This window comes from Pseudomonas sp. RU47 (genome assembly GCF_004011755.1).
GTDB lineage: Bacteria > Pseudomonadota > Gammaproteobacteria > Pseudomonadales > Pseudomonadaceae > Aquipseudomonas.
The window spans coordinates 3,998,929-4,022,796 of record NZ_CP022411.1; the positions used below are offsets into that span (position 1 = coordinate 3,998,929).

The 23,868-nt window shown below is 60.9% G+C and carries 24 protein-coding genes; 15 read left to right on the forward strand and 9 right to left on the reverse strand.

Annotated features, from left to right (window positions below; translation table 11 throughout):
- The first annotated feature begins 90 nt into the window (after positions 1-90).
- Entirely contained in the window at positions 91-759 is a 669-nt protein-coding gene (locus CCX46_RS18030) for a class I SAM-dependent methyltransferase (protein ID WP_127928593.1), read from the forward strand.
- Between the two features lie 252 nt (positions 760-1,011).
- Here CCX46_RS18030 and CCX46_RS18040 read toward each other — a convergent pair whose 3' ends face one another.
- Positions 1,012-1,263, reverse strand: a complete 252-nt coding sequence (locus CCX46_RS18040) for a transmembrane sensor/regulator PpyR (RefSeq protein WP_127928595.1) — start codon at positions 1,261-1,263, stop codon at positions 1,012-1,014.
- Between the two features lie 288 nt (positions 1,264-1,551).
- On the opposite strand from CCX46_RS18040, the gene CCX46_RS18045 reads away from it, so the two are divergent.
- The 8 genes from CCX46_RS18045 (at position 1,552) to CCX46_RS18080 (ending at position 8,896) form a co-directional block, all read left to right on the forward strand.
- A complete protein-coding gene (locus CCX46_RS18045; RefSeq protein ID WP_127928597.1) occupies positions 1,552-2,076 on the forward strand; it encodes a sigma-70 family RNA polymerase sigma factor in 525 nt (174 codons plus the stop codon).
- Positions 2,077-2,080: 4 nt separating this feature from the next.
- Positions 2,081-3,046: a FecR domain-containing protein gene (locus CCX46_RS18050; RefSeq protein ID WP_127928599.1), complete on the forward strand. Its 966-nt coding sequence runs from the start codon at positions 2,081-2,083 to the stop codon at positions 3,044-3,046.
- 89 nt (positions 3,047-3,135) lie between these two features.
- The gene (locus tag CCX46_RS18055; RefSeq protein WP_127928601.1) at positions 3,136-5,565 is read left to right on the forward strand and encodes a TonB-dependent siderophore receptor; all 2,430 of its coding nucleotides are present in this window, start codon (positions 3,136-3,138) and stop codon (positions 5,563-5,565) included.
- Positions 5,566-5,659: 94 nt separating this feature from the next.
- A complete protein-coding gene (locus CCX46_RS18060; RefSeq protein ID WP_038366082.1) occupies positions 5,660-6,163 on the forward strand; it encodes a VOC family protein in 504 nt (167 codons plus the stop codon).
- A 35-nt stretch (positions 6,164-6,198) separates the two neighbouring features.
- The gene (locus tag CCX46_RS18065) at positions 6,199-7,032 is read left to right on the forward strand and encodes an AraC family transcriptional regulator (RefSeq protein ID WP_127928603.1); all 834 of its coding nucleotides are present in this window, start codon (positions 6,199-6,201) and stop codon (positions 7,030-7,032) included.
- Positions 7,033-7,217: 185 nt separating this feature from the next.
- Positions 7,218-7,520: an ArsR/SmtB family transcription factor gene (locus CCX46_RS18070; RefSeq protein WP_077572353.1), complete on the forward strand. Its 303-nt coding sequence runs from the start codon at positions 7,218-7,220 to the stop codon at positions 7,518-7,520.
- Between the two features lie 61 nt (positions 7,521-7,581).
- Entirely contained in the window at positions 7,582-8,565 is a 984-nt protein-coding gene (locus CCX46_RS18075; RefSeq protein WP_127928605.1) for a zinc-dependent alcohol dehydrogenase family protein, read from the forward strand.
- A 22-nt stretch (positions 8,566-8,587) separates the two neighbouring features.
- A complete protein-coding gene (locus tag CCX46_RS18080; RefSeq protein WP_127928608.1) occupies positions 8,588-8,896 on the forward strand; it encodes an antibiotic biosynthesis monooxygenase family protein in 309 nt (102 codons plus the stop codon).
- A 137-nt stretch (positions 8,897-9,033) separates the two neighbouring features.
- On the opposite strand, the gene CCX46_RS18085 is transcribed toward CCX46_RS18080, so the two are convergent.
- From CCX46_RS18085 to CCX46_RS18095, 3 genes are all read right to left on the reverse strand, one after another.
- Positions 9,034-9,621 (reverse strand): LysE family translocator, encoded by a 588-nt coding sequence (locus CCX46_RS18085; protein ID WP_127928610.1) that lies wholly within the window; start codon positions 9,619-9,621, stop codon positions 9,034-9,036.
- Between the two features lie 243 nt (positions 9,622-9,864).
- Positions 9,865-12,102 carry an ATP-binding protein gene (locus tag CCX46_RS18090; protein WP_127928612.1) on the reverse strand — a complete coding sequence of 746 codons (2,238 nt, stop codon included), beginning with the start codon at positions 12,100-12,102 and terminating at the stop codon, positions 9,865-9,867.
- Positions 12,099-12,713, reverse strand: coding sequence for a biliverdin-producing heme oxygenase (locus CCX46_RS18095; protein ID WP_127928614.1), 615 nt, complete (start codon positions 12,711-12,713; stop codon positions 12,099-12,101). The genes CCX46_RS18090 and CCX46_RS18095 overlap by 4 nt, the downstream gene beginning before the upstream one ends.
- A gap of 275 nt (positions 12,714-12,988) precedes the next feature.
- On the opposite strand from CCX46_RS18095, the gene CCX46_RS18100 reads away from it, so the two are divergent.
- Positions 12,989-13,609, forward strand: coding sequence for a LysE family translocator (locus CCX46_RS18100; RefSeq protein ID WP_127928616.1), 621 nt, complete (start codon positions 12,989-12,991; stop codon positions 13,607-13,609).
- Here the strand turns inward: CCX46_RS18100 and CCX46_RS18105 are convergent.
- Positions 13,606-14,019 (reverse strand): VOC family protein, encoded by a 414-nt coding sequence (locus tag CCX46_RS18105; RefSeq protein WP_038366096.1) that lies wholly within the window; start codon positions 14,017-14,019, stop codon positions 13,606-13,608. The genes CCX46_RS18100 and CCX46_RS18105 overlap by 4 nt on opposite strands.
- A 210-nt stretch (positions 14,020-14,229) precedes the next feature.
- Here CCX46_RS18105 and CCX46_RS18110 point away from each other — a divergent pair, with 210 nt between their 5' ends.
- From CCX46_RS18110 to CCX46_RS18120, 3 genes are read left to right on the forward strand one after another with little or no spacing between them, the layout of a single operon-like run.
- Positions 14,230-15,312: a bifunctional transcriptional activator/DNA repair enzyme AdaA gene (locus CCX46_RS18110; protein ID WP_127928618.1), complete on the forward strand. Its 1,083-nt coding sequence runs from the start codon at positions 14,230-14,232 to the stop codon at positions 15,310-15,312.
- A 32-nt stretch (positions 15,313-15,344) separates the two neighbouring features.
- On the forward strand, positions 15,345-16,142 hold the full coding sequence (locus CCX46_RS18115; RefSeq protein ID WP_127928620.1) for an isocitrate lyase/PEP mutase family protein: 798 nt from the start codon (positions 15,345-15,347) through the stop codon (positions 16,140-16,142).
- A gap of 1 nt (position 16,143) precedes the next feature.
- On the forward strand, positions 16,144-16,773 hold the full coding sequence (locus tag CCX46_RS18120; protein ID WP_127928622.1) for a DNA-3-methyladenine glycosylase family protein: 630 nt from the start codon (positions 16,144-16,146) through the stop codon (positions 16,771-16,773).
- A 319-nt stretch (positions 16,774-17,092) separates the two neighbouring features.
- On the opposite strand, the gene CCX46_RS18125 is transcribed toward CCX46_RS18120, so the two are convergent.
- From CCX46_RS18125 to CCX46_RS18135, 3 genes are all read right to left on the reverse strand, one after another.
- Positions 17,093-18,190, reverse strand: a complete 1,098-nt coding sequence (locus CCX46_RS18125; RefSeq protein WP_127928624.1) for an extracellular solute-binding protein — start codon at positions 18,188-18,190, stop codon at positions 17,093-17,095.
- 2 nt (positions 18,191-18,192) lie between these two features.
- Positions 18,193-19,302 carry an agmatine deiminase gene (gene aguA / locus CCX46_RS18130; RefSeq protein WP_127928626.1) on the reverse strand — a complete coding sequence of 370 codons (1,110 nt, stop codon included), beginning with the start codon at positions 19,300-19,302 and terminating at the stop codon, positions 18,193-18,195.
- 104 nt (positions 19,303-19,406) lie between these two features.
- The gene (locus tag CCX46_RS18135; RefSeq protein WP_127928628.1) at positions 19,407-20,291 is read right to left on the reverse strand and encodes a LysR substrate-binding domain-containing protein; all 885 of its coding nucleotides are present in this window, start codon (positions 20,289-20,291) and stop codon (positions 19,407-19,409) included.
- Positions 20,292-20,642: 351 nt separating this feature from the next.
- Here CCX46_RS18135 and CCX46_RS18140 point away from each other — a divergent pair, with 351 nt between their 5' ends.
- Positions 20,643-21,158 carry an HvfX family Cu-binding RiPP maturation protein gene (locus tag CCX46_RS18140; protein ID WP_127928630.1) on the forward strand — a complete coding sequence of 172 codons (516 nt, stop codon included), beginning with the start codon at positions 20,643-20,645 and terminating at the stop codon, positions 21,156-21,158.
- Between the two features lie 3 nt (positions 21,159-21,161).
- Here CCX46_RS18140 and CCX46_RS18145 read toward each other — a convergent pair whose 3' ends face one another.
- On the reverse strand, positions 21,162-22,778 hold the full coding sequence (locus tag CCX46_RS18145) for a L,D-transpeptidase family protein (protein WP_127928632.1): 1,617 nt from the start codon (positions 22,776-22,778) through the stop codon (positions 21,162-21,164).
- A 151-nt stretch (positions 22,779-22,929) separates the two neighbouring features.
- Here CCX46_RS18145 and CCX46_RS18150 point away from each other — a divergent pair, with 151 nt between their 5' ends.
- Entirely contained in the window at positions 22,930-23,640 is a 711-nt protein-coding gene (locus tag CCX46_RS18150) for a murein L,D-transpeptidase catalytic domain family protein (protein ID WP_007918401.1), read from the forward strand.
- The last annotated feature ends 228 nt before the right edge of the window (positions 23,641-23,868 follow it).

Here is a 23,868-nt window from a genome sequence, read left to right on the forward strand (position 1 = left end):
GCGTTCGGGGTTTTGGTGGATGCGCTGATCTACAAGCCCTAGCTTGCGATCAGCATCCATACTGTCTTTTTCAATCGCCGGGACACCGCCATGCCCTCCCCCGAATCCAGTCTTTTGCAGAGCTGGCACGACAACGCTGAGGCCTGGATCGACGTGATCCGCAGCGGCGCCATCGAAAGCCGTCAACAGGTTACCGATCAGGCGATTGTGCTGGCGATCATGGGCTGTCAGCCGCAGCGTGTGCTGGATCTGGGTTGCGGCGAAGGCTGGTTGTTGCGGGCGCTGGCGGATCGCGGGATTGATGCTGTCGGTGTGGATGGCGATGCGCGGCTGGTTGAAGCGGCGCGTCTGGCGGGGGCGGCGCGGGTGCATGTTGCGAGCTATGAAGCGCTTGTCGATGGCAAGATCGACATCGGGCGCGACTATGACCTGATCTGCGCGAATTTCTCATTGTTGCATCAGGACGTCATCCCGTTGCTGGCCGCGATGAACACCTTGCTTAGTCCTGACGGTGCTTTGGTCATCCAGACATTGCATCCGTGGGCCGTTGCCGCTGGGGATTACCAGGATGGCTGGCGCGAAGAATCCTTCGCCGGGTTCAAAGGCCAGTGGCAGCCGATGCCCTGGTATTTCCGCACACTGTCGAGCTGGCTGAATGCGCTCGATATGGCCGGCTTCCAACTGGCCAGCCTGCAAGAGCCACAACACCCGCAAAGTCCCGTGCCGCAGTCGTTGCTGATGATGGCTGAGCGCCGCTGAGATTTCAGAATTTCCACCATCCATTGTAGGAGTGAGCCTGCTCGCGATAGCGGTATGTCAGGCAATACAAATGCAGACTGTGCCAACGTCTTCGCGAGCAGGCTCGCTCCCACAGGGTTTTGCGTTGACCACATATCCAGGGAACGCTGCGGCCCACTGTGGGAGCGAGCCTGCTCGCGAAAGCGGTGTGTCAGGCAACGTAGACTCCGACTGTGCTGACGCCTTCGCAAGCAGGCTCGCTCCCACAGGGATCTATGCGGTTTGCGGGATCATCCGCGGGCCACGGATGCGGTACTGCGCCAGCAGGCGCATGACGTAGCCGATCTTGATCAGGGTCGGGCCGAGGATGGTCAGCGCATGCATCGCCACCAGCAGCGCAATCGGCATCTGACCGTTGTAGAGGTAGGCGCCGTAGATGCCGGCCAGCAGCATGATCAGACCGGCGACGAGGACTTTGCTCGACAGGTGCAGAACGTTCAGTGGGCTTTCGAAGAAAGTGAGCATGGCGGCGTATTCCTGAGCGGTTCGTTGTGTACTCTGAGTACTTCAAGTCCCGTGCCAGAATTTCAAACCAGTAGAATCAGTCACTTGCAGGGCATCGAGTCAATTTGACACAAACGCTATGAAGTCAGTTTGACTCCGCACCTTGTCATTAGGACTACACCCAATAAAAAATCAGAAACCCTCCACCTAAAAGCAAACCAATATCATTTGCGCACTCCCCGTCCTTTTGCTTTAATCGCGACCCATTCTTATTTAGACCGATAATGGTCGCTTTGGACGCTTGCGCAAATGACCGTCGCCGATGCCTCGCTCGTGCAAAATCTCTACCTCAGCCACCACCGTTGGCTGCACGAGCTATTGCGTCGACGCCTGAGCAATGCGATGGATGCCGCCGACCTCGCCCACGACACCTTCGTGCGCGTGCTCAAGCGTCCGCAAACCTTCAATGGCGAAGTCCATGAGCGCTCCCATCTGGCGACCATCGCCCGGGGGTTGTGCGTCGATCACTGGCGCCGTCGGCAACTCGAGCAGACCTGGCTCGACACCCTCGCCAGCCGCCCGCCGGCCTTGCAGCCCTCCCCCGAGCAACAGGCGATCATCGTCGAAACCCTGCACGAAGTGGACGCCATGCTCCAGCGCCTGCCGCAACGGGTCAGCGCGGCATTCATCCTCGCCCAACTGCACGGCATGCCTTACAAATTGATCGCCGCACAGATCGGCGTCAGCGAGCGGATGATCAAGAAGTACCTGGCGCAGGCGATGATGCATTGCGCGATTCTCGAAGCTGAACTCGACGGGTTGCTGATTGAATAGCCCCGTGAACAAACTCAGCCATGCCAGCCTAGAGCAGGCCGCGAACTGGTACGTGCAATTGCACGACGAGCAGGTCGCCGAGCCTGAGCGTCTGCGTTGGCAGGCGTGGCTGGCGCAAAGCCCCGAGCATCAGGCGGCGTGGCGCTACGTAGAACGAGTTGGGCAACGTTTCGCGCCATTGCAGAACGAAAGCGAAGCCGTCAGCCACGCCCTGCGCAACAGTGCGCGCAACTCGATCAGCCGCCGCCAGTCGCTCAAAGGCTTGCTGATTCTCGCGGCCACCGGGCTCGCGGGTTGGGCGGTCGGGCGCAACACACCGCTGCTGGACTCGGTAGAACGCTTGAGCGCCGACCTCTCCACCGACACAGGGGAAACCCGCGAAGCCACGCTGAGCGATGGCAGTCGAATCTGGCTCAACGCCTTGAGCGCCTTGAATGTGCGTTTCGATGCCCGCCAGCGTTTGCTGCAACTGCGCGCCGGCGAAGTGCTGATCGACACCGCAAAAGACCTTGGTCGCGCCTTTTGGGTCGAGACCGAGCAGGGCCGGATGCGTGCGCTGGGTACGCGTTTCAGCGTGCGCCAGACGGATCGCAACACGCTGCTGAATGTCTACGAGGGCGCCGTTGAGGCCACTAACCACCAAGGCGAAAGCCAAGTGGTGCAGGCCGGTCAGCAACTGGTATTCAGCGCCGGCCGGTTGTACACCGCGTCCGCAGCGGATCCAGCGCGCGAAGCCTGGCGCCGGGGCGTGCTGCTGGCCGATAACCTGCCGCTGGGCGTACTGATCGAAGAACTCAGCCGTTATCGCCCGGGGCATCTGCATTGCGATCCGGCCGTGGCCGCGCTGCCGGTGATGGGCTCGTTCCCGCTCAAGGACACTGATCAGGCCTTGCGTCTACTGGAAGCGGCGCTGCCGATCCGCGTCGAAAAAACCTTCAACTGGTGGGTCAGTGTCGGGCCGAAAGGCTGAGGATTTTTTCAGCTCACGGTTCCCTTTTCGCTTGTCCATTCGGTTAATCCTCAGCAGCCCTCATTTCGTTGATCGCCCCCGGGAATCCCATGTTGCGCTCCACCCTCGCCCGCACTCGTTTTGCCCTGGCCATGGCCTCTGCCATGCCGGGGCTGTGTGCGTCGCTGGCGCAGGCTGAACAAGAGCAGGCGCAAAAGCAGCATTACTCGGTGGCGCCTGGCTCCTTGGTCGCTGTGCTCAATCGCTTCGCCGAACAGAGCGGCATCTTCATCGCCGGGCACAATGATCTGGCAGCGGACAAACGCAGCGCCGGCCTGAGCGGTGATTACACCCCACAACAGGCCCTGCAAATCCTCCTCAAGGGCAGCGGCTTGCAAGCGCAGCGACAGAGCGGCGGCGGTTATGTGCTGCGCAGCATAGCCCCTGCAGATCCCCTGCAACTGGACGCCACCGCCATCAGCGGCAAGCCCCTCGGCGCCATCACCGAGGACACTCACGCCTACACCACCGGCCTCAGCGCCTCCGCCACTGGCCTGCCGCTGTCCCTGCGCGAAACCCCGCAATCGGTCACGGTGATCACCCGCCAGCAACTCGACGATCAGGGCGCCAACGGCATCGCCGACGTCCTGCGCCGCGCACCGGGTATCAGCGTGCAGAACTACGACAGTGAGCGCTGGGAATTTTCCAGCCGTGGCACGCCGATCACCAATTTCCAGTATGACGGGGTCAACACCGACTACGACGGCGTCTACGATTACGGCACCACCAGCACCGACATGGCGACCTTCGATCGCGTGGAAATCATCAAGGGTGCCACGGGCCTGATGACCGGCTCGGGCGACCCGTCGGCCACGGTCAACCTGATCCGCAAACGCCCGACGCCCGCGTTCAAAGCCGCACTCAGCGGCAGCGTCGGTTCGTGGGACAACTATCGCAGCGAATTTGACATTGCAGGCCCGCTGAACGACAACCTGCGCGCACGCTTCGTCGGCGTCCATCAGGAACGCAGCGCTTACGCCGATCACTACCAGAACAGCAAGGACATCGCCTACGCCGTCGTCGAAGCCGATCTGAACCCGGACACTCTGTTGACCGTTGGTTTCGATCAACAGAACACCCGCTCACGCGGTGCCACCTGGACCGGTTTCCCGATGTTCTACAGCGACGGTTCGCGGACGAATTTCTCGCGCTCGTTCAACCCGGCCACAGACTGGAGCCGCCGCGACTTTATCAACCAGACCTTGTTTGCCGCCGTCACCCGGCTATTGCAAAACGACTGGGCGTTGAAAATCAGCTACGACCGCAAACACCGCGAACACGACACCCTCCTCGGCTCCGCCAGTGGCGGCAATCCGGACCCGGTGAGCGGCGACGGCATGTTCCTCTACATGGGCCAATTCAAGGGCGACGAGGTGCAGGACAATCTTGATATCAACCTCGGCGGGCCGTTCAGCCTGTTCGGTCGCGAGCATCAGTTGCTGGTCGGTTTCATGTCGATGAACACGCGCCAGGACAACCCGGTTTACGGCTCGGTGTACCCGCCGCTCAACGGCAGTATTTTCGACTGGCATGGCGAGTTCGCCAAACCGGATATCCCGCAGATCGGCACGGACGCCATCCGCCAACGCCAGACCGGCGCATACCTCTCGACGCGCTTCAGGGGCAGCGACGATCTGGCGCTGATCCTCGGCGCACGCGTCAGTGATTTCAGGGGCAGCGACCATCTCGATTACAGCGACCCGAATACGGCCAATGTTCGCGACGGCTACCGCCAGACCGGGGTGGTCACACCGTATGCCGGTGTGGTCTACGACCTCGATGACACGTACTCGCTCTACACCAGTTACACGCGCATCTATCAACCGCAACTGAGCAAGGACGCCACGGGCCAGATACTCGACCCGGTGCAGGGCGACAGCTACGAAGCGGGGATAAAGGCCAAATATTTCGACGGCCGGCTCAACGCCAGTTTCGCCGTGTTCCGCATCGAGCAGGACAACGTCGCCGAACAGGTCAGCGGCTTCGACAATCAGGCGGTGTACCGCGCCGTGCAAGGTGCGACTACAAAGGGCTTCGAGTTCGAACTGGCCGGTGAAATCGCCGAAGGCTGGAACCTCTCCGCCGGCTACGCCTACAACCACACCCGCGATGCCAGGGGTGATCCGGTCTACGCCTCGATCCTGCAAACCACGGCGCCGGAGCAACTGGTGCGGCTGTTCAGCAGCTATCGCCTGCCCGGCGCCTGGCAAAACCTCACCCTGGGCGGCGGTGTCAGTTGGCAGAGTGAATTCTTCGGCAACGTCTTTCAGCCAGCAGTGGGCCAGAACGTACGCATCACTCAGGACAGCTATTACCTGGTCGACGCGATGGCGCGCTATCGCTTCAACGAGCACCTGAGCACTTCGCTCAACATCAAGAACCTCTTCGACAAGAGCTACTACACGGGCCTTGGCAATTTCGGCACCGGTTTCTACGGCGAACCGCGCAACCTGCAACTGACGGCGCGCTGGGATTTCTGACGCGCCGCAACTTGTCGATCTACGGCACCGGCAATCGACCAGGGACTGACTACGCTGTAAATCCTGCGTGTCTAACCTGCCGAGGATGACTGCCATGCAACGCTTTCAGAAACTCACGCCCTGCCTGTGGTTCGACGATCAGGCCGAAGCGGCCGCGAAGTTTTACTGCTCGATCTTCGATCATTCGAAAATCACCGGCCTGACCCACTACAGCAAGGTCGGCCAGGAATTTCACGGCAAGCCGGAAGGTGCAGTGATGACCGTCAGTTTCGAGCTCGATGGCCAGACCTTCACCGGCCTCAACGGTGGGCCGATGTTCAAATTCAGCGAGGCGATCTCGTTTCAGGTCAATTGCCAGAACCAGGAAGAGGTCGACCATTTCTGGGGCAACCTGTCCGAAGGAGGCCCCGTCGAAGCCCAGCAATGCGGCTGGCTCAAGGACAAGTTCGGCGTGTCGTGGCAGATCGTCCCGGTGGCGTTCATGCACATGATGCTCGATGCCGACACCAGCAAATCGCAGCGAGCGATGCAGGCCATGTTCACAATGAAAAAACTCGATATTGCCGAACTCGAACGGGCCTTTGCCGGCCAGAGCTAATACACTGGCGCCCTGGCCTGCCGGGAATAACAACGATGAAACACGCTGCCGCCAAAAACCCTGAAAAAGCCCCACGCTTCTGGCGCGACGCGGCGCTGCCATTCATTGAAGCGCGGGCCATCGCCGATGGTCGCGAGGTCTGCTATGCGCGGCATTCCCATGCGCACTTTTCCATTGGCGCAATCACCGCCGGGCGCAGCACGTATGTGCATGAACAGGCGCAGTTCGATGTCGCGGCGGGCACCGTGGTGCTGATGAATCCCGGTGATGTGCATGCGTGCAATCCGATTGATGACCAGCCTTGGTCGTATGTGATGCTGTACGTCGAGACGCCGTGGCTGACGGATTTGCAGCATCAGTTGGGCTTCGCCAGTGATCTTGAGTTTCGGCGCTTTTCCACCACACACCTTGATGACGCTGAGCTGTTCAACGAGCTGAACGGGCTGTATCAAACGTTGGTCGACCCGCAACAGGATGTGCTGCGCAAGCAAAGCGCTGCGGTGGAGTTTTTCAGCGGTCTGCAACTGCGTTTGAACCCCGCCGGCCACTCTCAGCGCGAGCCAAATTTCAAACTGGAACGCGCTGCCGATTTCATCCGCGAGCACTGCACCGAAGTGCTGAACCTCGACGACATCTGCGCCGCTGCACAGCTTTCACCGTCCTACCTGATCCGCGCCTTCAAACAGCATTACGGCATGACGCCCCACGCCTTTTTGGTCAACCAGCGCATCCAGTTTGCCCGCGAGCGTTTGCGCAGCGGGCAGTTGATCGCTGATGTCGCGCTGGAAGCCGGGTTTGCCGATCAGGCGCATTTTCAGCGGGCGTTCAAGCAGCACCTGGCGGCCACGCCCGGCCAATATCGCGGCTGACGGCTTGCCCCGATTGATCGTTCCCACGCTCTGCGTGGGAACGCAGCCCGGGACGCTCCGCGTCCCTTCCAGAGCCGAACGCAGAGCGTCCGATGAGGCATTCCCACGCGGAGCATGGGAACGATCAATCGCTGGCCAACACATTCAGATATTGACATATCGGTAAATTCCGATATCGTCGCGGCATGGAACTACTCGAAATCTTCAAAGCCCTCTCGAACCGCACACGCCTGGAAATCCTCAAAGGCTTGAAGGATCCCGAGAAACACTTTCCTCCGCAGGATGAAGGTGACGTGCACACGGTGGGCGTTTGCGTCAGCAGTATTCAGGAAGGCGTCGGGCTGTCGCAGTCGACGGTGTCTGATTATCTGGCGACGCTGCAACGCGCCGGCCTGGTGGAAGTCAGGCGCATCGGCCAATGGACCTATTACAAACGCAACGAAGCAGCGATCAGTGCGCTGGCCGAGATCATCGGCAGCGAGCTGTAATTTTTTATCCCATGATATCGAGAATTCCCGATATCCCTTTTTACCGAAACGAGGCAATGCAATGAAAGCGATGATCCTTACTTCATTTGGCGGCGCGCAATCGTTCGAACTGCGCGACATGCCCAAGCCAGTGCCACAAGCGGGCGAAGTCCTGGTACGGGTGCACGCCACCTCCATCAACCCGCTGGATTATCAGGTTCGCCGTGGCGACTATGCCGATCTGGTGCCCCTCCCCGCCATTACCGGGCACGACGTTTCTGGCGTTGTCGAAGCCGTTGGGCCGGGGGTGACGGCCTTCGTACCGGGCGACGAGGTCTGGTACACCCCGCAAATATTTGCCGGCCCGGGCAGTTATGCCGAGTACCACGTTGCGGCGCAAAGCATTGTCGCCAAGAAGCCGCCCGCGTTGAGTCACCTCGAAGCGGCCAGCCTGAGCCTGGTGGGCGGAACCGCGTGGGAAGCATTGGTCGTGCGGGCCGCGCTCAGGGTCGGCGAAAGCATTCTGATCCACGGCGGTGCAGGCGGCGTCGGCCATGTTGCGATCCAGCTGGCCAAAGCCATCGGTGCGAAGGTCTTCACCACCGTACGCGAAGCAAATTTCGCGTTCGCCCAGCGCATGGGCGCCGATGTGCTGATCGACTATGAAAAGGAGGATTACGTCGACGCGATCCTGCGCGAAACCGAGGGGCGCGGCGTCGATGTGGTGTTCGACACCATCGGCGGCAACGCCTTGTCACGCAGTCCTGACGCGCTTGCACAGCTTGGCCGCGTGGTGTCGATCGTCGACCTTGCCCAGCCACAAAACCTGATTCAGGCGTGGGGCAAGAACGCCAGTTATCACTTCGTTTTCACCCGGCAAAACCGCGGCAAGCTCGATGAACTGAGCGCCTTGATCGCAAACGGTCAGTTGCGTCCACACGTTGGCGCAGTCTATCCACTGGCCGACATCGGCCTCGCCCATGCCTTGCTGGAAACGCCTAACAACGGCGTCCAAGGCAAAATCGCGATTGCCGTCGCGCCGTCGCCCGAACTCGCCAATCGCTGAACTCAGTCCCGAGGAGAACACCATGATTTATGAGATCGCTTTACTGCCCGTTCACACAGGGAAAACCGAAGCCTTCCGGCAGGCGTTTGCCGAGGTCGAGCCGTTGCTCAAACGCGCCAAGGGTTACGGCGGGCACTTGCTTGCGCAGGGAATTGAAACGCCTGAGGTGTTCAATCTGATTGTGCGCTGGCGATCCCTTGAGGATCACACGCCGGGGTTTGAAGCGAGTGAGGACCATCGGCTGTTCATGCTGGGTCTGGAGGAATATTTTTCCGAAGAGCCGAAGGTGTATCACATTGAGGGCGGCGCCTTTCAGCAGCCGTTCGACTAGCTCCGGAAAGTGACGAACAATCTCTCGGCTACCCGCGATCCATTGTAGGAGTGAGCCTGCTCGCGATAGCGGCGTATCAGTCGACATCTATATTGACTGATACGCCGCTATCGCGAGCAGGCTCACTCCTACAGGGTTTACGGTAGCAGCAGGTATATCGCGCTGACGGTCAACAACCCCGCCATGCTCCGGTTGAACCAGCGCATCCCCGCCGCGTTGCTCAGATACCCACGCAAAAACGTCCCGGCATACACCCAGCAGCCGACCGACAGATAACAGATCACCAGATACACCGCCGCAAACTGCCACACCAGCCGCGCCTCGCCATCAGCGACAAACGCGCCCATCCCGGCCACACACGCCAGCCAGGCTTTCGGGTTAAGCCACTGCATCACCGCGCCATACAGCATGGACGGCGCCCGCCCTGATTCACGGGCATTCAATTGCCCGTCATCCACGGCCAGTTTCCACGCCATGAACAGCAGAAACGCCACACCGGCCAGTTGCACCACGCGGGTCATGAATGGCCAGAGCTTGAGCACCTCGTGCAGACCCAACCCCATCAGCACCAGCAGCAACACAAACCCCAACGTGGCCCCGGCAACATGCCGTTGACTGGCGCGAAAACCGAACTGCGCCCCGGAACTCAACGCCACAATGTTCACCGGCCCCGGCGTGATCGACGCTGCCAGCGCAAACGCCGCCATGGAAACAATCAGACTCATCGCACACCTGCTTCAAATCGAGGAACAAGGTGCTCACGGTATCGAGCGCCCGATCCTGGGTATTGAAGAAAATGCCCCTGTGATCCTGATCGTTCCCACGCTCTGCGTGGGAATGTAGCCCGGGACGCTCCGCGTCCCTTCCAGAGCCGAACGCAGAGCGTCCGCTGAGGCATTCCCACGCAGAGCGTGGGAACGATCAAACCCCATTCGCGAGCAGGCTCGCTCCCACATAAAAATCTACGCTCAGTCCAAACGCGGCACGGTGAAGCGGAACTCGCTGCCCTGCCCCGGCTCGCTCTCGGCGAAGATCCGCCCGCCGTGGGCTTCGACGATGCCTTGGGTGATGTACAAACCGAGACCAGTGCCGGTCGGGTTGCCCTCTTTCACCGTCCAGTAACGATCGAACACGTGCGGCAGATGCTCCTTGGGAATGCCTTCGCCGCTGTCGCGCACGGTGAAGACAATGTCATCGCCGACCGACGTCGCATGCACGCCCACCCTGCCCAGGCGCGGGGTGAATTTGATCGCGTTGCCGACCAGATTCGACAGCACCTGAAACAGCCGCTCCGGGTCAGCGTGAATGCGCAGGTCAGGATCGGCGTCGAAGGAAATGCTGATGTCCTTGTCCAGCGCCAGCGGCGCAAGCAGTGCCTGCGCTTCTTCGAACATCTGCCCGACGTCAAGTTTCTGCGGAGTGATGGAGTAGCGCCCGGCGTCGATTTTCGAAGTATCGAGCAAATCCTCCAGCAGCGTATTCATGCGGCCGGCAGCCTGTTGCATGGTGTCGATGGCCGTCGAGATGCGCCGCGAAGTGTGCGGGCCGTCCGAGCTGAAAGCCTTCTGCATCATGCCGCAGAGCATCGAAATCACGGTCATCGGGTTGCGCAGATCGTGGGATACCACGGCCACCAGCTCATCGCGGGCGCGTACCGCTTCCTGCTCACGACGCACTTGCCGCGCCAGATCATTTTCCAGTGCCGAACGCCGTAGATCGTTGGCGGCGAACAGATCACCGTGGCTCCACTTGGTGGAAATCCCGGCCATCTCGACTTTCCAGATTTCAAACGAGGTACGCGGGCGCAAACGCAGGCCGGCGTCGGAGTTTTCCAGGTCCAGCGGCTTGCGCGGATCGCCGCTCCAATTGATGTTTTCCTTGACCTCCGGACGGAACCAGAACACACCGTTGTCCACCGGTTTCGGCAAGCTCATGGCGAGCACGCCGCTGGCCACCTGCTGATACTGCGCGGCCGGCGGGTAGACGCTGGCCAGGTGATGACTGGCAAACACCGCCTCGCCGCTGTCCTGCAGCCACTTGTGCAAGGCGCGGATTTCTTCCGGCTCCGGGCAATTGCCGTAGCGGTGCAGCTGCTTGTCTTCGATGATTGCAATACCGCCGGCATTGGTCAGCGCCAACAGGGTCTGTGGCTGATTGGCGAGGCCGTCGAAGACATTTTGCGGCGAGTCGATCATCGCTTGATTGAGCAGCGCCAACGCCTCGACTTTCTCTTCACGCTGACGGCTGATCTCCAGCGCTTCCATGGCGCTGATCTGCAGCGACAGCACCTGGCCGATGGTCTGACACGCGGCGCGCAATTCGTGCGGCACATGCAGTGGCTGACGATTGCCGCAGCTGATCAGGCCCCAGAGCTTGTCACCCTTGAGCAGGGAAATGCTCATCGACGACAACACGCCCATGTTCTTCATGTACTGGCAGTGGATCGGCGATACGCTGCGCAGGGTGGCGAAACTCAGGTCCAGCGGCGTGTTCGTGTCCGGGCGCAGCTTTGGCAGCAGCGGCACCGGTTGGTAATCGGCATTGGGGATGATCCGCAGCCAATTGGTGCGATACAGCTCGCGCGCCTGCTCGGGAATGTCCGACGCCGGGAAAAACAGGCCGTTGAACACTTCCATCGACGGGTCCGAGGCTTCGGCGATGACCTGACCGTGGCCCTCCTCTTCGAAACGGTAGATCAACACCCGGTCGTAACCGGTCATGGCCTGGATTTCCTTGACGCTGATGTCGTACAGCGCCTGCAAGGTGGTGGCCGCTTGCAGACGCTGAAGCATGCGCCCCAGATGGGTCTGGTTGCCGGCGACGTTGCGCGGCTGGAAATTCTCGACGTGGATTTCCAGCTCCAGAATCAGCACGCCCTGATGGCGATGCAGCAGGCCCTCGAACGCGGTGCCATTGAGCCGGAAGCGCAGCGGCTGCAAGTCGGACAGCGACGGTTGCAGCAAGGCTTCGCGCACTTTTTCCGCTTCGGCATCGCCGATCAGGCTTGCCAGCGGCTGGCCGATCAAGCTTTGCGGCTCTCGGGCCAGCAACGTTTCGACATTGGCGCTGACCTGAATGATCGCCAGCTCAGGCTCGCTCAAGGTCAGCAGCAAACCGTGGGGCTGGATCGCACCGGGGAAACGGATCGGCTCGTCGGCACAGTTGGCCAGCAGTTCTTCAAAGTCTTGTTTGTCTTGCGGGTTCATGCCAGTACCTCCCGGCTTTCGAGCCAGTGCTCGAAACAGCTGAATGTGGTTTGTGCTGCCGTGACGACAGCGGCGCGCTCGGCGGCGCTCATTGGCCGACTGCCGAGGTATTCGATAAAGTCCCGCCAGCGCCGGCCCGTGGCGGCGCCGTAGATATCGAGAAAGGCCGCGCCGTTATCGGCTTCCAGGCCTAACCGGGTGGAGATTTCCCGGCGCAGAATCTGCCCGCCGAGCGTCGCGCCCTCGAGCACGTAGAGCACGCCCAGGCAAGCAGCGCTTGAATCGATGACCGGCAACTGCTCGCACTGCGGCAGGCCTTGCAGCGCTTCGGCAGATACGCCCAGCGCGTGCAGATCAGTGCGCAAGGTTGGCGCTTTGAGTCGAGGCGTCAGATCAAAATCGGCAGGCATTGCATCGCTGCGTAGCAAAGCGTTTTCCAGCGGCAGATAGAAGCCGTAATAAGCCTGCATCAGCCGCACAAAAGCCTGTGTATCGAGAAAATCGGAGAAAAAAGGAAGGCGTTTTTCCAGTGCGATGTGCAGTTCGGCAGTGCCGGCTCGCAGATCTTGCAGCACCGGTGGCACATAAACTTCACGGGCCTTTGCTTGCATGTAGATCGCTCTTGGTGGGGCCGCCTGGGGCCAAACGGGGTGGGTGCAACGTCGGCGAAATTTTACACGGCTATCGCCGTATCTGACCGGATGGATAGTTTTTTCTGACGAAACCATCACCCTATGACTGATACAGAGTGAAGGCATCTGCAAAAAGTTCGACCGCGTTGCCCAACAGCGCGGGGCGCTGTACCGCGACAGCGCTGCGTGACTGTATGGGTCTGAGCGCGTGGGGGCTGTGATAAAAACATGGTTCTCGTTACTGGAGTGCCGTCATGGATCTCGCCACCCTCACCCTGTTTCTTCCGGCCTGTTTCGCCCTGAACATGGCCCCCGGGCCGAACAATCTGCTGTCGGTCAGCAACGCCACGCGTTATGGCTTTCGCCGCGCGTGCACGGCGGGCATCGGGCGGATTCTGGCGTTCGCCGGGATGATTGCGCTGGCCGGTGCGGGCCTGTCGGTGGTGCTGCAGACCTCGGAATGGCTGTTCCATGCGATCAAGATCATTGGCGCGGGATATCTGCTGTATCTGGCCTGGCAGTTGTGGCGGGCCAATCCTGAGGCCGAGCAGCAGGTAACGGGCGCGACCGTTGGTTTCTTTGCGTTGGCACGGCAGGAGTTTCTGGTGGCGGCGGGCAATCCGAAGGCGATCCTGTTGTTTACCGCGTTTCTGCCGCAGTTCGTCGACCCGGCGCGCCCGGTGCCGGCGCAGTTTGCGGTGCTGGGCGTGCTGTTTCTGCTGCAGGAGTGGATCGCCATCAGCGCCTACGCCTGGATGGGCCTGCACATGCGCCGCTGGTTCGCCGAGCCGCGCGGCAAACGGATCTTCAATCGTTGCTGCGCAGGCCTGCTGTCGGCGGCGGCATCGGTGCTGTTGACGGCGAAACGCGCTTAAGCCTCGGACGGGCCTTTGAGTTCGACCTGATTGCCATCCGGGTCGAAGCAATACAGCGACAGCCCTTTGCCCTCGGCGCCGAAGCGTGATTCGGCTTTTGCCACAGTCAGGCCGAAGGTTTGCAGGTGTGCAATCAGCGCTGCTTCATCGAACGGTTCGATGCGCAGGCAGAAATGATCAACGTTACGCCGCTCGGCCCCGGCCGCCCCGCCGCCCTTGCGGCCGAGTTCGCCTTGCAGGTCGACGAGGTCGATCATCGAAGTGCCGGCACGCAGGTGGATCAGGCCCAGCGGCTCGTTGCGCTTGACCACTTCGGCGCCGAAGACCTGGTTGTAGAAGTCGATGCTGCGTTGCAGATCGGCGACGCGCAGGACGATGTGATCAATGTGTTGGATGGAAAACGGATGCATCGGGCACACCTCAACAAACGGTAGGAGCTGCCGATAGCGGCGATCTGTGGATTTTGGGACGCGGAGCGTCCCGGCTGCATTCCCACGCAGAGCGTGGTAACGATCAAGATCGCAGCCTGCGGCAGCTCCTACACGGTAGTTCAGGGGATTTGAAAATTCACTGTCGATTTTTCGGTGGAGCCATCGACAAACTGGTTTTACTCTCAGTCCATGAACATACAAACCGCTGTCCTGCCGCCCCACGCCGAGATGGTTCGCGCCATGCTCGAACGCGACACTGCCTATGAAGGCGTGTTCTTCACGGCGGTGAAAACCACCGGGATCTTCTGCCGCCCCAGTTGCACGGCGCGCAAGCCGAAACCGGAGAACGTCGAATTCTTCGCCCATGCCGACGAATGCCTGTCTGCCGGCTATCGCGCCTGCCTGCGTTGCAAGCCGCTGGACGCCGCGGCCATCGCGCCGGACTGGGTGCAGCGCCTGCTCAAAGCCGTAGAGGCCGATCCGGAGCTGCGCTGGAGCGATGCGCAGTTGCTCGCCGAAGGTATCGAGCCACTGAAGCTGCGGCGCTGGTTCAAGCAGCATTTCGGCATGACCTTCCATGCGTGGCTGCGTACGCGCCGCTTGGGCATGGCGCTGGGCGGGATCAAGCAAGGCACCTCGATTGATCACGCCGCGTTTGATTCGGGTTATGAATCGCTCAGCGGTTTTCGTGATGCCTTTCAGAAGTCCTTCCACATCACCCCCGGTCGCGTCGAACACAGCGAGCCGCTGCTGTTCACTCGGTTGACCACGCCGCTGGGGCCGATGATTGCCATGGCCGAACGCCGTGGGCTGGTGTTGCTGGAGTTTCTCGATCGCCCGGCGCTGACACGCGAAGTCGAGGAACTGCAGAACCGCTATGGCTACGCGGTCGCGCCGGGGCACAACGGGCATTTGCAGCAGATCGAGCAGCAACTGGCGGCGTACTTCGCCGGCAAGCTCAGCGAATTCAGCGTGCCACTGCACCTGCCCGGCAGCGAGTTTGCCCAGCGGGTCTGGTCGGCGCTGCGGCAAATCCCTTACGGCCACACCAGCACTTACGGCGCCATCGCCGCCGGTTTGGGCAAACCCGGCGCCAGCCGCGCGGTCGGTCTGGCCAACGGGCACAATCGGTTATCGATTGTGGTGCCCTGCCATCGCGTGATCGGCGCGGATGGCTCGCTGACCGGCTATGGTGGTGGGCAGCCGCGCAAAGCGTTTCTGCTGCGGCTGGAAAACGCCGCCGTGCAGCTCACCCAACAACTGGCATTCTGACCAACCTCATCAACTGACAAGAAGGATTTTTGATGAACGCGCTCGCTACGCAGTTTCACCAGTTGCACCAGCAAGGCCTGTTGATTCTGACCAATGTCGCCGACGCCACCGGGGCGCGACTGGTCGAGCATCTGGGCGGTAAAGCGGTGGCCACCAGCAGCGCGGCGGTGGCCTGGGCCCATGGGTATCCGGACGGCAACACCCTGCCCCTCGAACGTCTGGTGTCGACGGTGGAATCCATCGCCCGGGTGATCAGCATTCCGTTGACCGTGGATGTCGAGGCCGGGTATTCCGATGACCTCGGGCGCGTGGCCGAAGTGCTCGATGCGGTGATCGCGGCGGGTGCCGTCGGGATCAATATCGAGGACGGTTCTGGCGATCCTGAGCTGCTCGCGCGCAAGATCGAAGTGGCGCGACAGGTTGCCAACAAACGCAATGTGCAGCTGTTCATCAATGCGCGCACCGACGTGTATCTGAAAAACCTCGTCCCGGCCGAGGATCGCGTCGCCGAAACCCTGCATCGGGCGGCGCTGTATCAAGCGGCCGGCGCTGATGGTTTGTTCGCGGCGGGCGTCACGTCGGCCTATGAAATCGAGGCCATCTGCAAGGGCACTGCGCTGCCAGTCAATGTCCTTGGTTTCGCTTGCCTGCCTTCGCCTGAAGAACTGCAAGCGCTGGGCGTGCGCCGCTTGAGCGCGGGTTCCGGCATTGCCGAATTCCTCTATGGCGCGATGGGTGGGCTGGTGAAAAGCTTTCTGGCCAACGGCAAACTCGATACCCATGACCTCAAGGCGTTCAGCTACGGCGAAGTCAACGGTTTGCTGAAATAACATGGCCGACGCCTATCCAGCGGCCAGCGCGTTTCTGGCCGCGCTCGATGCAGATTGGCAGCGCCATATCGCAGCGGTCGGCCCGTGCCTGCATCAACCGCATCCGGCGCGTGATCCGTACGAATCGCTGGTGCGGGCGATTGCTTATCAGCAACTGCATGCCAAGGCTGGCGATGCGATTGTCGGGCGGTTGGTGGGGTTGTTTCCCGGGCAGTCGTTTCCGCGGCCCGAGCAGATTCTTGCGACGGATTTCGAGCGAATGCGCAGTTGCGGGTTTTCCGCTGGCAAGATTGCGACGATTCAGGGCATTGCCCAGGCAACGCTGGAGGGTGTGGTGCCGGATTACGCCACCGCGCTGGCGATGGATAACGAGGCGCTGATCGAACGTTTGGTCAGTTTGCGCGGGGTGGGTCGCTGGACGGTGGAGATGTTGCTGATCTACAGCCTGGAGCGCATGGATATTCTGCCGGCGGATGATTTTGGTGTTCGCGAGGGGTATCGGCGGTTGAAGGGGCTGGAGGTGCAGCCAACGCGCAGGCAGATGGTTGAGATCGGGTTGGCGTGGAGGCCGTATCGGACGGTGGCGGCGTGGTATTTGTGGCGGGTGCCTAAACCGCTGCCCTCACCCTAACCCTCTCCCGGAGGGAGAGGGGACTGATTGGGGGAGATTGGAGATCTACACCGACTTGAAATAGCGTCTTTGAATCCATGAACGCCAAGACTTCTCAATTCCATAATCGACTGCCCTCACCCTAACCCTCTCCCGGAGGGAGAGGGGACTGATTGGGGGAGATTGGAGATCTACACCGACTTGAAATAGCGTCTGTGAATCCATGATCGCCAAGACTTAGATCCATAATCGACTCGGTTTTTCAGGTCGATGTATAACGCAAGACACCTCGGTCGGCTCCCTCTCCCTCCGGGAGAGGGCTGGGGTGAGGGTCGGCTTTTCAAAGCCCGGATTTCAACCGGCTGAACGCCCGGATCAACGCCCGATTGAACGCCTTGCCATTGTCATTCTTGCTGTACAGCGAAGCCCTGACCTGCGCGGACGGATACGTCCCCGGATCATTACGAATCGACGCGTCCACCAAACCATCCGCCGCCGTGATCGCATTGGCGTAATGAATGGTGTCGGTGATCGGCGCAATCACTTCCGGCGTCATCAGATAATCCATCAGCGCCAACCCGGCCTGGGGATGCGGTGCGTCCTTGGGCACGACCATGGCATCGAACCAGATCAACGTACCCTCTTTCGGAATCCGGTAACTCAACTTGAACGGCTTCTTCGCCGCTTCCGCCTGCCCCGCGGCGATGGCGACGTTGCCGTTCCACGACATCGCCACACAGGTGTTGCCGTTGGCCAGATCGCTGATATTCAGGTCGTTATCGAAGTAACGAATATACGGCCGGATCTTCGCCAGTTGCTGCTCGGCAAGTTTCAAGTCATCGAGGTTCTGTCGGTTGATGTCCAGCCCCATGTACTTCATGACAGCGGCGAATACCTCGTTGGGATCGTTGAGCAGACTCACCCCGCAATCGGCGAATTTCGCCACCACCGCCGGATCGAACAACATCGCCCAACTGTCCGTCGGCGCATCGGGCAAACGCTGCTTGATCGCCTGTTCCTGATAGCCCACACCAGTGGTGCCCCAAGCGTAAATCCCCGCATAGCGATTGCCCGGATCGAACACCGCCATGTGCTGGCGAAACTCCTCGCCGACCCCGGCAAAATGCGGCACCCGGGCCTTGTCCAGCGGCTGGATCGCGCCGCTTTCGATGGCCCGCGACAGATGCTGGCCGGCGGTCAACACCAGGTCGTAACCGCTGCGCCCGGTAAGCAGTTTGGTCTCGACGGTTTCCAGCGAATCAAAGTGATCGGCGACCACATGAATACCAGTCTTTGCCTCAAAATTCTTCAGCGTATCCGGCGCCAGGTACTCACCCCAGATGTACAGATTAACCACCGGTTTGGCGGAGTCAGCAGCCTGCACACATAGGGGTGCAAGCACCAGCAATAACGCTTGAGTCAGTTTGTGCAGGCCCATGATTACACTCCTTTGCCGGCGTATTGCGGCATGGTGATGCACGCGACGTTGCCGCCGCCGAGGAGGATTTCCCGGGAGTTTTCGATGCCGACGATGTTGTGCTGCGGGAACAGTTCGGCCAGCGTCGCCAGCGCCACTTGATCGTTGCGATCACCAAACAGCGGCACCACGATCGAACTGTTGCCGGCGTAATAGTTGATGTACGACGCGCAGATTTTCGTGCCGGCCTGACGGGTGTGGGTGCTGTCCTGCTGATCGAGGCCGTCGGCTTCTTCGGCGGTCCACTCGAGCACATCCGGTTGCGGCAGTTTGTGCACGATCAGCTCGCGCCCTCGGCTGTCGCGGGTGCTGCGCAGGATGTCGTAGGCCTCCTGGTAGATTTCCCATTGCGGATCGTCGCGGTTGTCGGTCCATTGCAGCACCACTTCACCGGGACGCACGAAACAGGCGAGGTCGTCGACATGGCCGTCGGTTTCGTCGAACTTGCAGCCGCGTGGCAGCCAGATGACTTGCTCGGCGCCGAGGTAATCGGTCAGGCGTCGGGTCACTTCGTCCTTGCCCAGATGCTGGTTGCGATTGCGGTTGAGCAGGCATTGTTCGGTGGTGAGGATGCTGCCCTGACCGTCGCTCTGGATGCCGCCCAACTCGGCAATCAGCGGCGCGCGGTAGCGGTCGAAGCGCTCGATTTCGAGGATCTTGCTGGCGATCTGGTCGTCCTTGTCCCACGGGTAATACAGGCCGCCGTCAAGACCGCCATAGGCGTTGAATTCGAAGTCGACGCCGCGCACTTCACCGCTTTGGTCGTTGACCACAAAGCATGGGCCGCTGTCGCGGAACCAGGTGTCGTTGCAGGTCATCTCGACCACGCGCACTTGTGGCGGCAACTGCCGACGCGCCGTGGCGAACTGCGCGGCTGAGGCGCACACGGTGACTGGTTCGCTATGGGAGATGGCGATGACGATCTGCACCCAGACTTTCTGCGCAGGCTTGGCGCCGTTGCGCCAGACATCGGTGCGCTCCGGCCAGCCGAGCCAGCAGCCGGACTTGGCTTCAAATTCGCCGGGCAGACGGAAGCCGTCGTGTTTGGGGGTGGAGTCGAGCAAACGTGCCATGGTCAAACCTCGTCTTCGCGATGGGAATGGAATGACCACAGGCTAAGGGCGCACGCAGTACGCCCGCCAACGATGATTATTGCGGAACAGTTGAATTCAACTCATCAATCGGCCAGTTGATCGTTGAACCATTCGAGCATCTGCGCGACCGCCGGACGCTCCAGTCGCAGCCGCTCGCAGACCAACGCGTATTGGCCGAGGGCGGTCATGCTGGAAGCGAATGGGCGCACCAGCCGGCCACTTTGCAGATCTTCCTGCGCGGTGAGGTTGTCGCCCATGGCCACGCCCTGCCCTTGTGCCGCCGCTTCCAGCGCCAGACCGGCGTGGGCGAAATACAGCTGACGCTGCGGGCGCAGATCACCGGCGTGGTTGGTCAGCCACGCGGTCCAGGTCTTGCCGTCCTGATCGTCGTGCAACAGGCAGTGACGAACCAGATCCTTGGGTGTTTTCAAGGTGCCCTGGTTGAACAGACCGGGGCTGCACACCGGGAAGAACTGCAGGGCTGGCAGAGGCCGCACGAAGTAGGCACTGCTGTCGACCGGGCCGGTGCCGTAGGTGATCGCCAGGTCGATGTCTTCGCCCGGTGCACTGGCGTCGATCGGTTGTTCGTAGAGGTGCAAGGTGATGTGCGGATAGCGCGCATAGAAATCGCTGAGGCGACTCATCAGCCACTTCTGCGCCAGCTCCGCAGTGACGGCCAGTCTGAGCACCGCCAGCGAGGATGGGTCGCGCAATTCATCGCAGGCATCGCCGATCAGTTCGAAGGCCTGTTGCAGGCTCTGCATCAAGCGCCCGGCGGCGATGGTCGGGCGGATTTGCCGACCTTCGCGGATGAACAGCGGCACGCCAAGTTGCTCTTCGAGCTGGCGGATCTGATGGCTGACGGCGCTGTCGGTGACGCACAGTTCGGCGGCTGCACGGCCGAAATGCGCGTGGCGGGCGGCGCATTCGAAGGTGCGCAGGGCGGCCAGTGAGGGAAGTCGTCGCATGGGGGGCTGGTCCGTTTTTTTGGCCATGCTGACTGGGCTGTGGGTCTGCGTCCAGCCCTGTTGCCCTCACCCCAGCCCTCTCCCGGAGGGAGAGGGAGCCGATCGGGGGATATTGAGGATGTACGCCGACCTCAACGTGCTTGGGTGAATCCATAATCGACTCGGATTTTCAGGTCGATGGATGACGCAAGACACCTCGGTCAGTCGAGGGGCCTCTGACTGTATCGCACTGTATACCCCGAAGCCGCAGACACACCAAAAGCACAATCCCCCACCCCGCCGACACATCCCCGATACACCCCGACGCTGAAATACCCCGGTCGATTTCACTCAACTCACCGGAGCTGCAGCATGACCACCACCCTTTCAAGCGCCGTCAAAGGCCTGCACCTGAACCTCGACCGCGCCGGTACCTGGCTCGCGCCTCTGACCCTGCGTCTGTTCATCGCCTGGGAATTTTTCGAATCCGGGCTGGAGAAATTCAACGGGCAGAACTGGTTCGAAGACATTCAGGACAAATTCCCCTTCCCCTTCGATCACCTGCCGGCAACGTTGAACTGGGAACTGTCGATGTGGGCCGAACTGATCTGCGCGCTGGCAATTCTTGTGGGCTTCGGGACACGGATCTCAGCGATTTCGCTGATGGTGGTAACAGTCGTCGCCACCGCCGCCGTGCACTGGCCCGCCGACTGGTCATCACTGAGCGAGCTGGCGCAGGGTTATGCAATCACCAACAAAGGCTTCGGCAACTTCAAGCTGCCGGCGATTTACCTGGCGGCGCTAGTGCCGCTGGTGTTCGCCGGGGCGGGCAAATTGAGTGTCGATGCGTGGCTGGCGCGAGTGTTCTGGAACAGAAGCACCCGCTGAGACTCAATGCGCCCGATCAAGCCCGACGAGCAAGGCGCTGTCACGGCTGTAGATGTCCGGCGCGTAACGCACGTTTCCGCTGCCGTCGACCTGCGCTGTCCAGTAGGTCATCAGGATCGGCACCGGCGCCGACAGGCGAAATTCGTGGGTGGTGCCGGTGGCCAGCAGGGTTTCAGTGCGGGCCTTTTCCGCCGGGGTGAGCAGCAGATCGCGTAACTGCATCGGATGCTCGACCCGCACGCAGCCGGAACTGAAGGCACGCGGGCCTTTTTCAAACAGCGCCTTGCTCGGCGTGTCGTGCAGGTACACCGAGAACGGATTGGGGAAGCGGATGACCATTTGCCCCAACGGATTACGCGGCCCGGCGTCCTGACGCAGCATGATGTTGCCGGGGTTGTCCCAGTCGATATCCGCTGCCGCCAGCGGCTGCCCGTTGGCGTCGAGCACTTGCAGGTTCTGGCGGCTGAGGAAGGTCTGGTCTTTGCGGATTTCCGGCAGCTTGTCTTCCTTCCAGATGGTCGGCGGTACGGTCCAGGTCGGGTTCAGGGTCAGGCGCGTCACCCGCGATTTCAGTAGCGGCGTCTGGCGCTCCGCGCGACCGACCTGGGTGCGGGTCTGCCACACCGGCACGCCGCCCTGATACAGCGTCAACTCAGCGGCGGCGACATTGACCAGCAAGCCATCGGGCTCTATGTCCTGGGCCATCCAGCGGAAACGCTCAAGGTTCACGCGCAATTGTTCACGGCGGGTCAGCGGACTGATGTTGAGTTCGGCAATCGTGCCCGGCCCGACCACACCGTCGGCCTGTAACGAATGATTGGCCTGAAAACTCTTCACGGCGTCGACCAGCACGCCGTCATACGCATTGCCGGACGTACCAATGATCTGAGTCAGATAGCCTTCGCTGTACAGACGCTGAGCCAGTTCCGGCACGCGTTTGTCTTCCATGTCCGGGCGCAGCAGCGGCCCGCTGCCGACCGACTGCCATTGCGGCAAGGCTGTGAGCCGTTGCGCGGCGTAGAGCTGACGCAGGTTCTGGTATTGCGCCAGGCGCGGACGGGCCAGATCAAACGCGGCGGGAATGTCGTGCATGCCCGGTACGGCGATCGCCAACAATTCCGCCTGACGGTCACGCGGGCTGGCGTCGGCATGCCACAGCGGTTCGAAGTGTGATTGCAGCAGGCTTCCGTAGTGCAGATCCTGCAGGGCCTGGAGGTAGTTGCGGCTGATGTCGATGTCGGCACACAACTCGCCATCCTGAGGCGCCGTGGTTGCGACCGGATAGCGTTTTGGATTGAGACCATCATCGGCCAACAGCTGCAATTGCGCGCGCAACACCGGCAATCGTGCCGATTCACTGGCCCACACCGGCATCCAGTCCTGCTGCTGGTAGAACGCCTGCAATTGCGTCAGCGCCGGGCCGTTGAGATGCGCGGCAATCGCCGGGCACGACTGCGGCAGACTGATCATTACAGCCTGCAAGGGACTTTGCGGCTCGACCGGCATCTCGGCCGGTGGCGTTGGCAATGTCCCCAGCGGCGGCAACGGCTCATCGGCACAAGCGACAAACGGCGCAGCGAGCAAACAAATGCTCAAGTAGCATGCGTACTTTTTGAACAACTGCTTTACTCCAATCCATGGCCGTCCAGATGATGGCCAACCTTACATCAGGTGCGCTTGAGAGTCAGGCTCGATCAACGGGCTTGCGGGTATTGACTGGGAGTCAGGAGCCAAAGTGCCAAATATGTAGCAAGTGAGGACACTTTATAAAATGTTGACGTTTTTGCGCCGACTTCTGCTGACTGCCACCGCTATCGTCGTGACCAGTCCAGTTTTTGCCGCCGGCAAACCATCGCCGGTTCTCTTCACCAGCCTCGCGCACGCCGCGCCAGAACTCAATCCCCAAGCGCTGAAAGGTGCTTTGAACGCCATGCAATGCGCGGTCAACAACGGTGCGAAGCCGTCCCGCCATCTGGCGATCATCGACTATTCGCAACCGTCCACCGAACGCCGCCTGTGGATCTTCGACCTGAGCAAAAAGAAATTGGTGCTGCGCGATCTGGTCGCCCACGGCTCCAACTCCGGGGAAAACTTCGCCACGCAGTTTTCCAATGTCGAAGGCAGTTACCAGTCCAGCCTCGGCCTGTTCCGCACCCAGGAAAGTTACAGCGGCACCCACGGTTATTCGCTGCGCATGGACGGTCTGGAGCCGGGTTTCAATGACATGGCCCGCGATCGCGCCATCGTCATTCACGCCGCCAGTTATGTGAATCCGTTGTGGAGCAAGAAACAAGGACGTATCGGCCGCAGCCAGGGTTGCCCGGCGGTACGACCGCAGATCGCCAAGCAGGTGATCGACCGCCTGAAGAATGGCCAGTTCATGTTTTCGTGGTACCCGGATCAGCGCTGGTTGAAGTCCTCGCCTTATCTGAACTGCCAGCCGCAGCAGGTGGCGAGCATCCTCAATACCCACGCGAGCTGACCGACCACCCCAAATCCCCTGTAGGAGTGAGCCTGCTCGCGATAGCGGTGTGTCAACCAACACAGATGGTGCCTGACACACCGCTATCGCGAGCAGGCTCACTCCTACATTTGATCCTTGTCAGCCCCATGTTTCATTACAACTTTGTCATTCAGCTGTCGGTTTGCCGTGCGGATCGCTCGGTAGCCTGAAGTTGTCCCGGCGCCAATGCCGATCAACTTCGACCAC

Excerpts from the sequence above, each read along its gene's own strand:
- CCX46_RS18045 (WP_127928597.1), top strand. The coding sequence starts at position 1,552 with ATGACCGTCGCCGATGCCTCGCTCGTGCAAAATCTCTACCTCAGCCAC.
- CCX46_RS18150 (WP_007918401.1), top strand. The coding sequence starts at position 22,930 with ATGTTGACGTTTTTGCGCCGACTTCTGCTGACTGCCACCGCTATCGTC.
- aguA (WP_127928626.1), bottom strand. The coding sequence starts at position 19,302 with ATGGCACGTTTGCTCGACTCCACCCCCAAACACGACGGCTTCCGTCTG.
- CCX46_RS18040 (WP_127928595.1), bottom strand. The coding sequence starts at position 1,263 with ATGCTCACTTTCTTCGAAAGCCCACTGAACGTTCTGCACCTGTCGAGC.
- CCX46_RS18070 (WP_077572353.1), top strand. The coding sequence starts at position 7,218 with ATGGAACTACTCGAAATCTTCAAAGCCCTCTCGAACCGCACACGCCTG.
- CCX46_RS18105 (WP_038366096.1), bottom strand. The coding sequence starts at position 14,019 with ATGCATCCGTTTTCCATCCAACACATTGATCACATCGTCCTGCGCGTC.
- CCX46_RS18075 (WP_127928605.1), top strand. The coding sequence starts at position 7,582 with ATGAAAGCGATGATCCTTACTTCATTTGGCGGCGCGCAATCGTTCGAA.
- CCX46_RS18090 (WP_127928612.1), bottom strand. The coding sequence starts at position 12,102 with ATGAACCCGCAAGACAAACAAGACTTTGAAGAACTGCTGGCCAACTGT.
- CCX46_RS18135 (WP_127928628.1), bottom strand. The coding sequence starts at position 20,291 with ATGCGACGACTTCCCTCACTGGCCGCCCTGCGCACCTTCGAATGCGCC.
- CCX46_RS18030 (WP_127928593.1), top strand. The coding sequence starts at position 91 with ATGCCCTCCCCCGAATCCAGTCTTTTGCAGAGCTGGCACGACAACGCT.
- CCX46_RS18125 (WP_127928624.1), bottom strand. The coding sequence starts at position 18,190 with ATGGGCCTGCACAAACTGACTCAAGCGTTATTGCTGGTGCTTGCACCC.
- CCX46_RS18115 (WP_127928620.1), top strand. The coding sequence starts at position 15,345 with ATGAACGCGCTCGCTACGCAGTTTCACCAGTTGCACCAGCAAGGCCTG.
- CCX46_RS18100 (WP_127928616.1), top strand. The coding sequence starts at position 12,989 with ATGGATCTCGCCACCCTCACCCTGTTTCTTCCGGCCTGTTTCGCCCTG.
- CCX46_RS18140 (WP_127928630.1), top strand. The coding sequence starts at position 20,643 with ATGACCACCACCCTTTCAAGCGCCGTCAAAGGCCTGCACCTGAACCTC.
- CCX46_RS18085 (WP_127928610.1), bottom strand. The coding sequence starts at position 9,621 with ATGAGTCTGATTGTTTCCATGGCGGCGTTTGCGCTGGCAGCGTCGATC.
- CCX46_RS18120 (WP_127928622.1), top strand. The coding sequence starts at position 16,144 with ATGGCCGACGCCTATCCAGCGGCCAGCGCGTTTCTGGCCGCGCTCGAT.
- CCX46_RS18080 (WP_127928608.1), top strand. The coding sequence starts at position 8,588 with ATGATTTATGAGATCGCTTTACTGCCCGTTCACACAGGGAAAACCGAA.
- CCX46_RS18055 (WP_127928601.1), top strand. The coding sequence starts at position 3,136 with ATGTTGCGCTCCACCCTCGCCCGCACTCGTTTTGCCCTGGCCATGGCC.
- CCX46_RS18060 (WP_038366082.1), top strand. The coding sequence starts at position 5,660 with ATGCAACGCTTTCAGAAACTCACGCCCTGCCTGTGGTTCGACGATCAG.
- CCX46_RS18110 (WP_127928618.1), top strand. The coding sequence starts at position 14,230 with ATGAACATACAAACCGCTGTCCTGCCGCCCCACGCCGAGATGGTTCGC.
- CCX46_RS18095 (WP_127928614.1), bottom strand. The coding sequence starts at position 12,713 with ATGCAAGCAAAGGCCCGTGAAGTTTATGTGCCACCGGTGCTGCAAGAT.
- CCX46_RS18065 (WP_127928603.1), top strand. The coding sequence starts at position 6,199 with ATGAAACACGCTGCCGCCAAAAACCCTGAAAAAGCCCCACGCTTCTGG.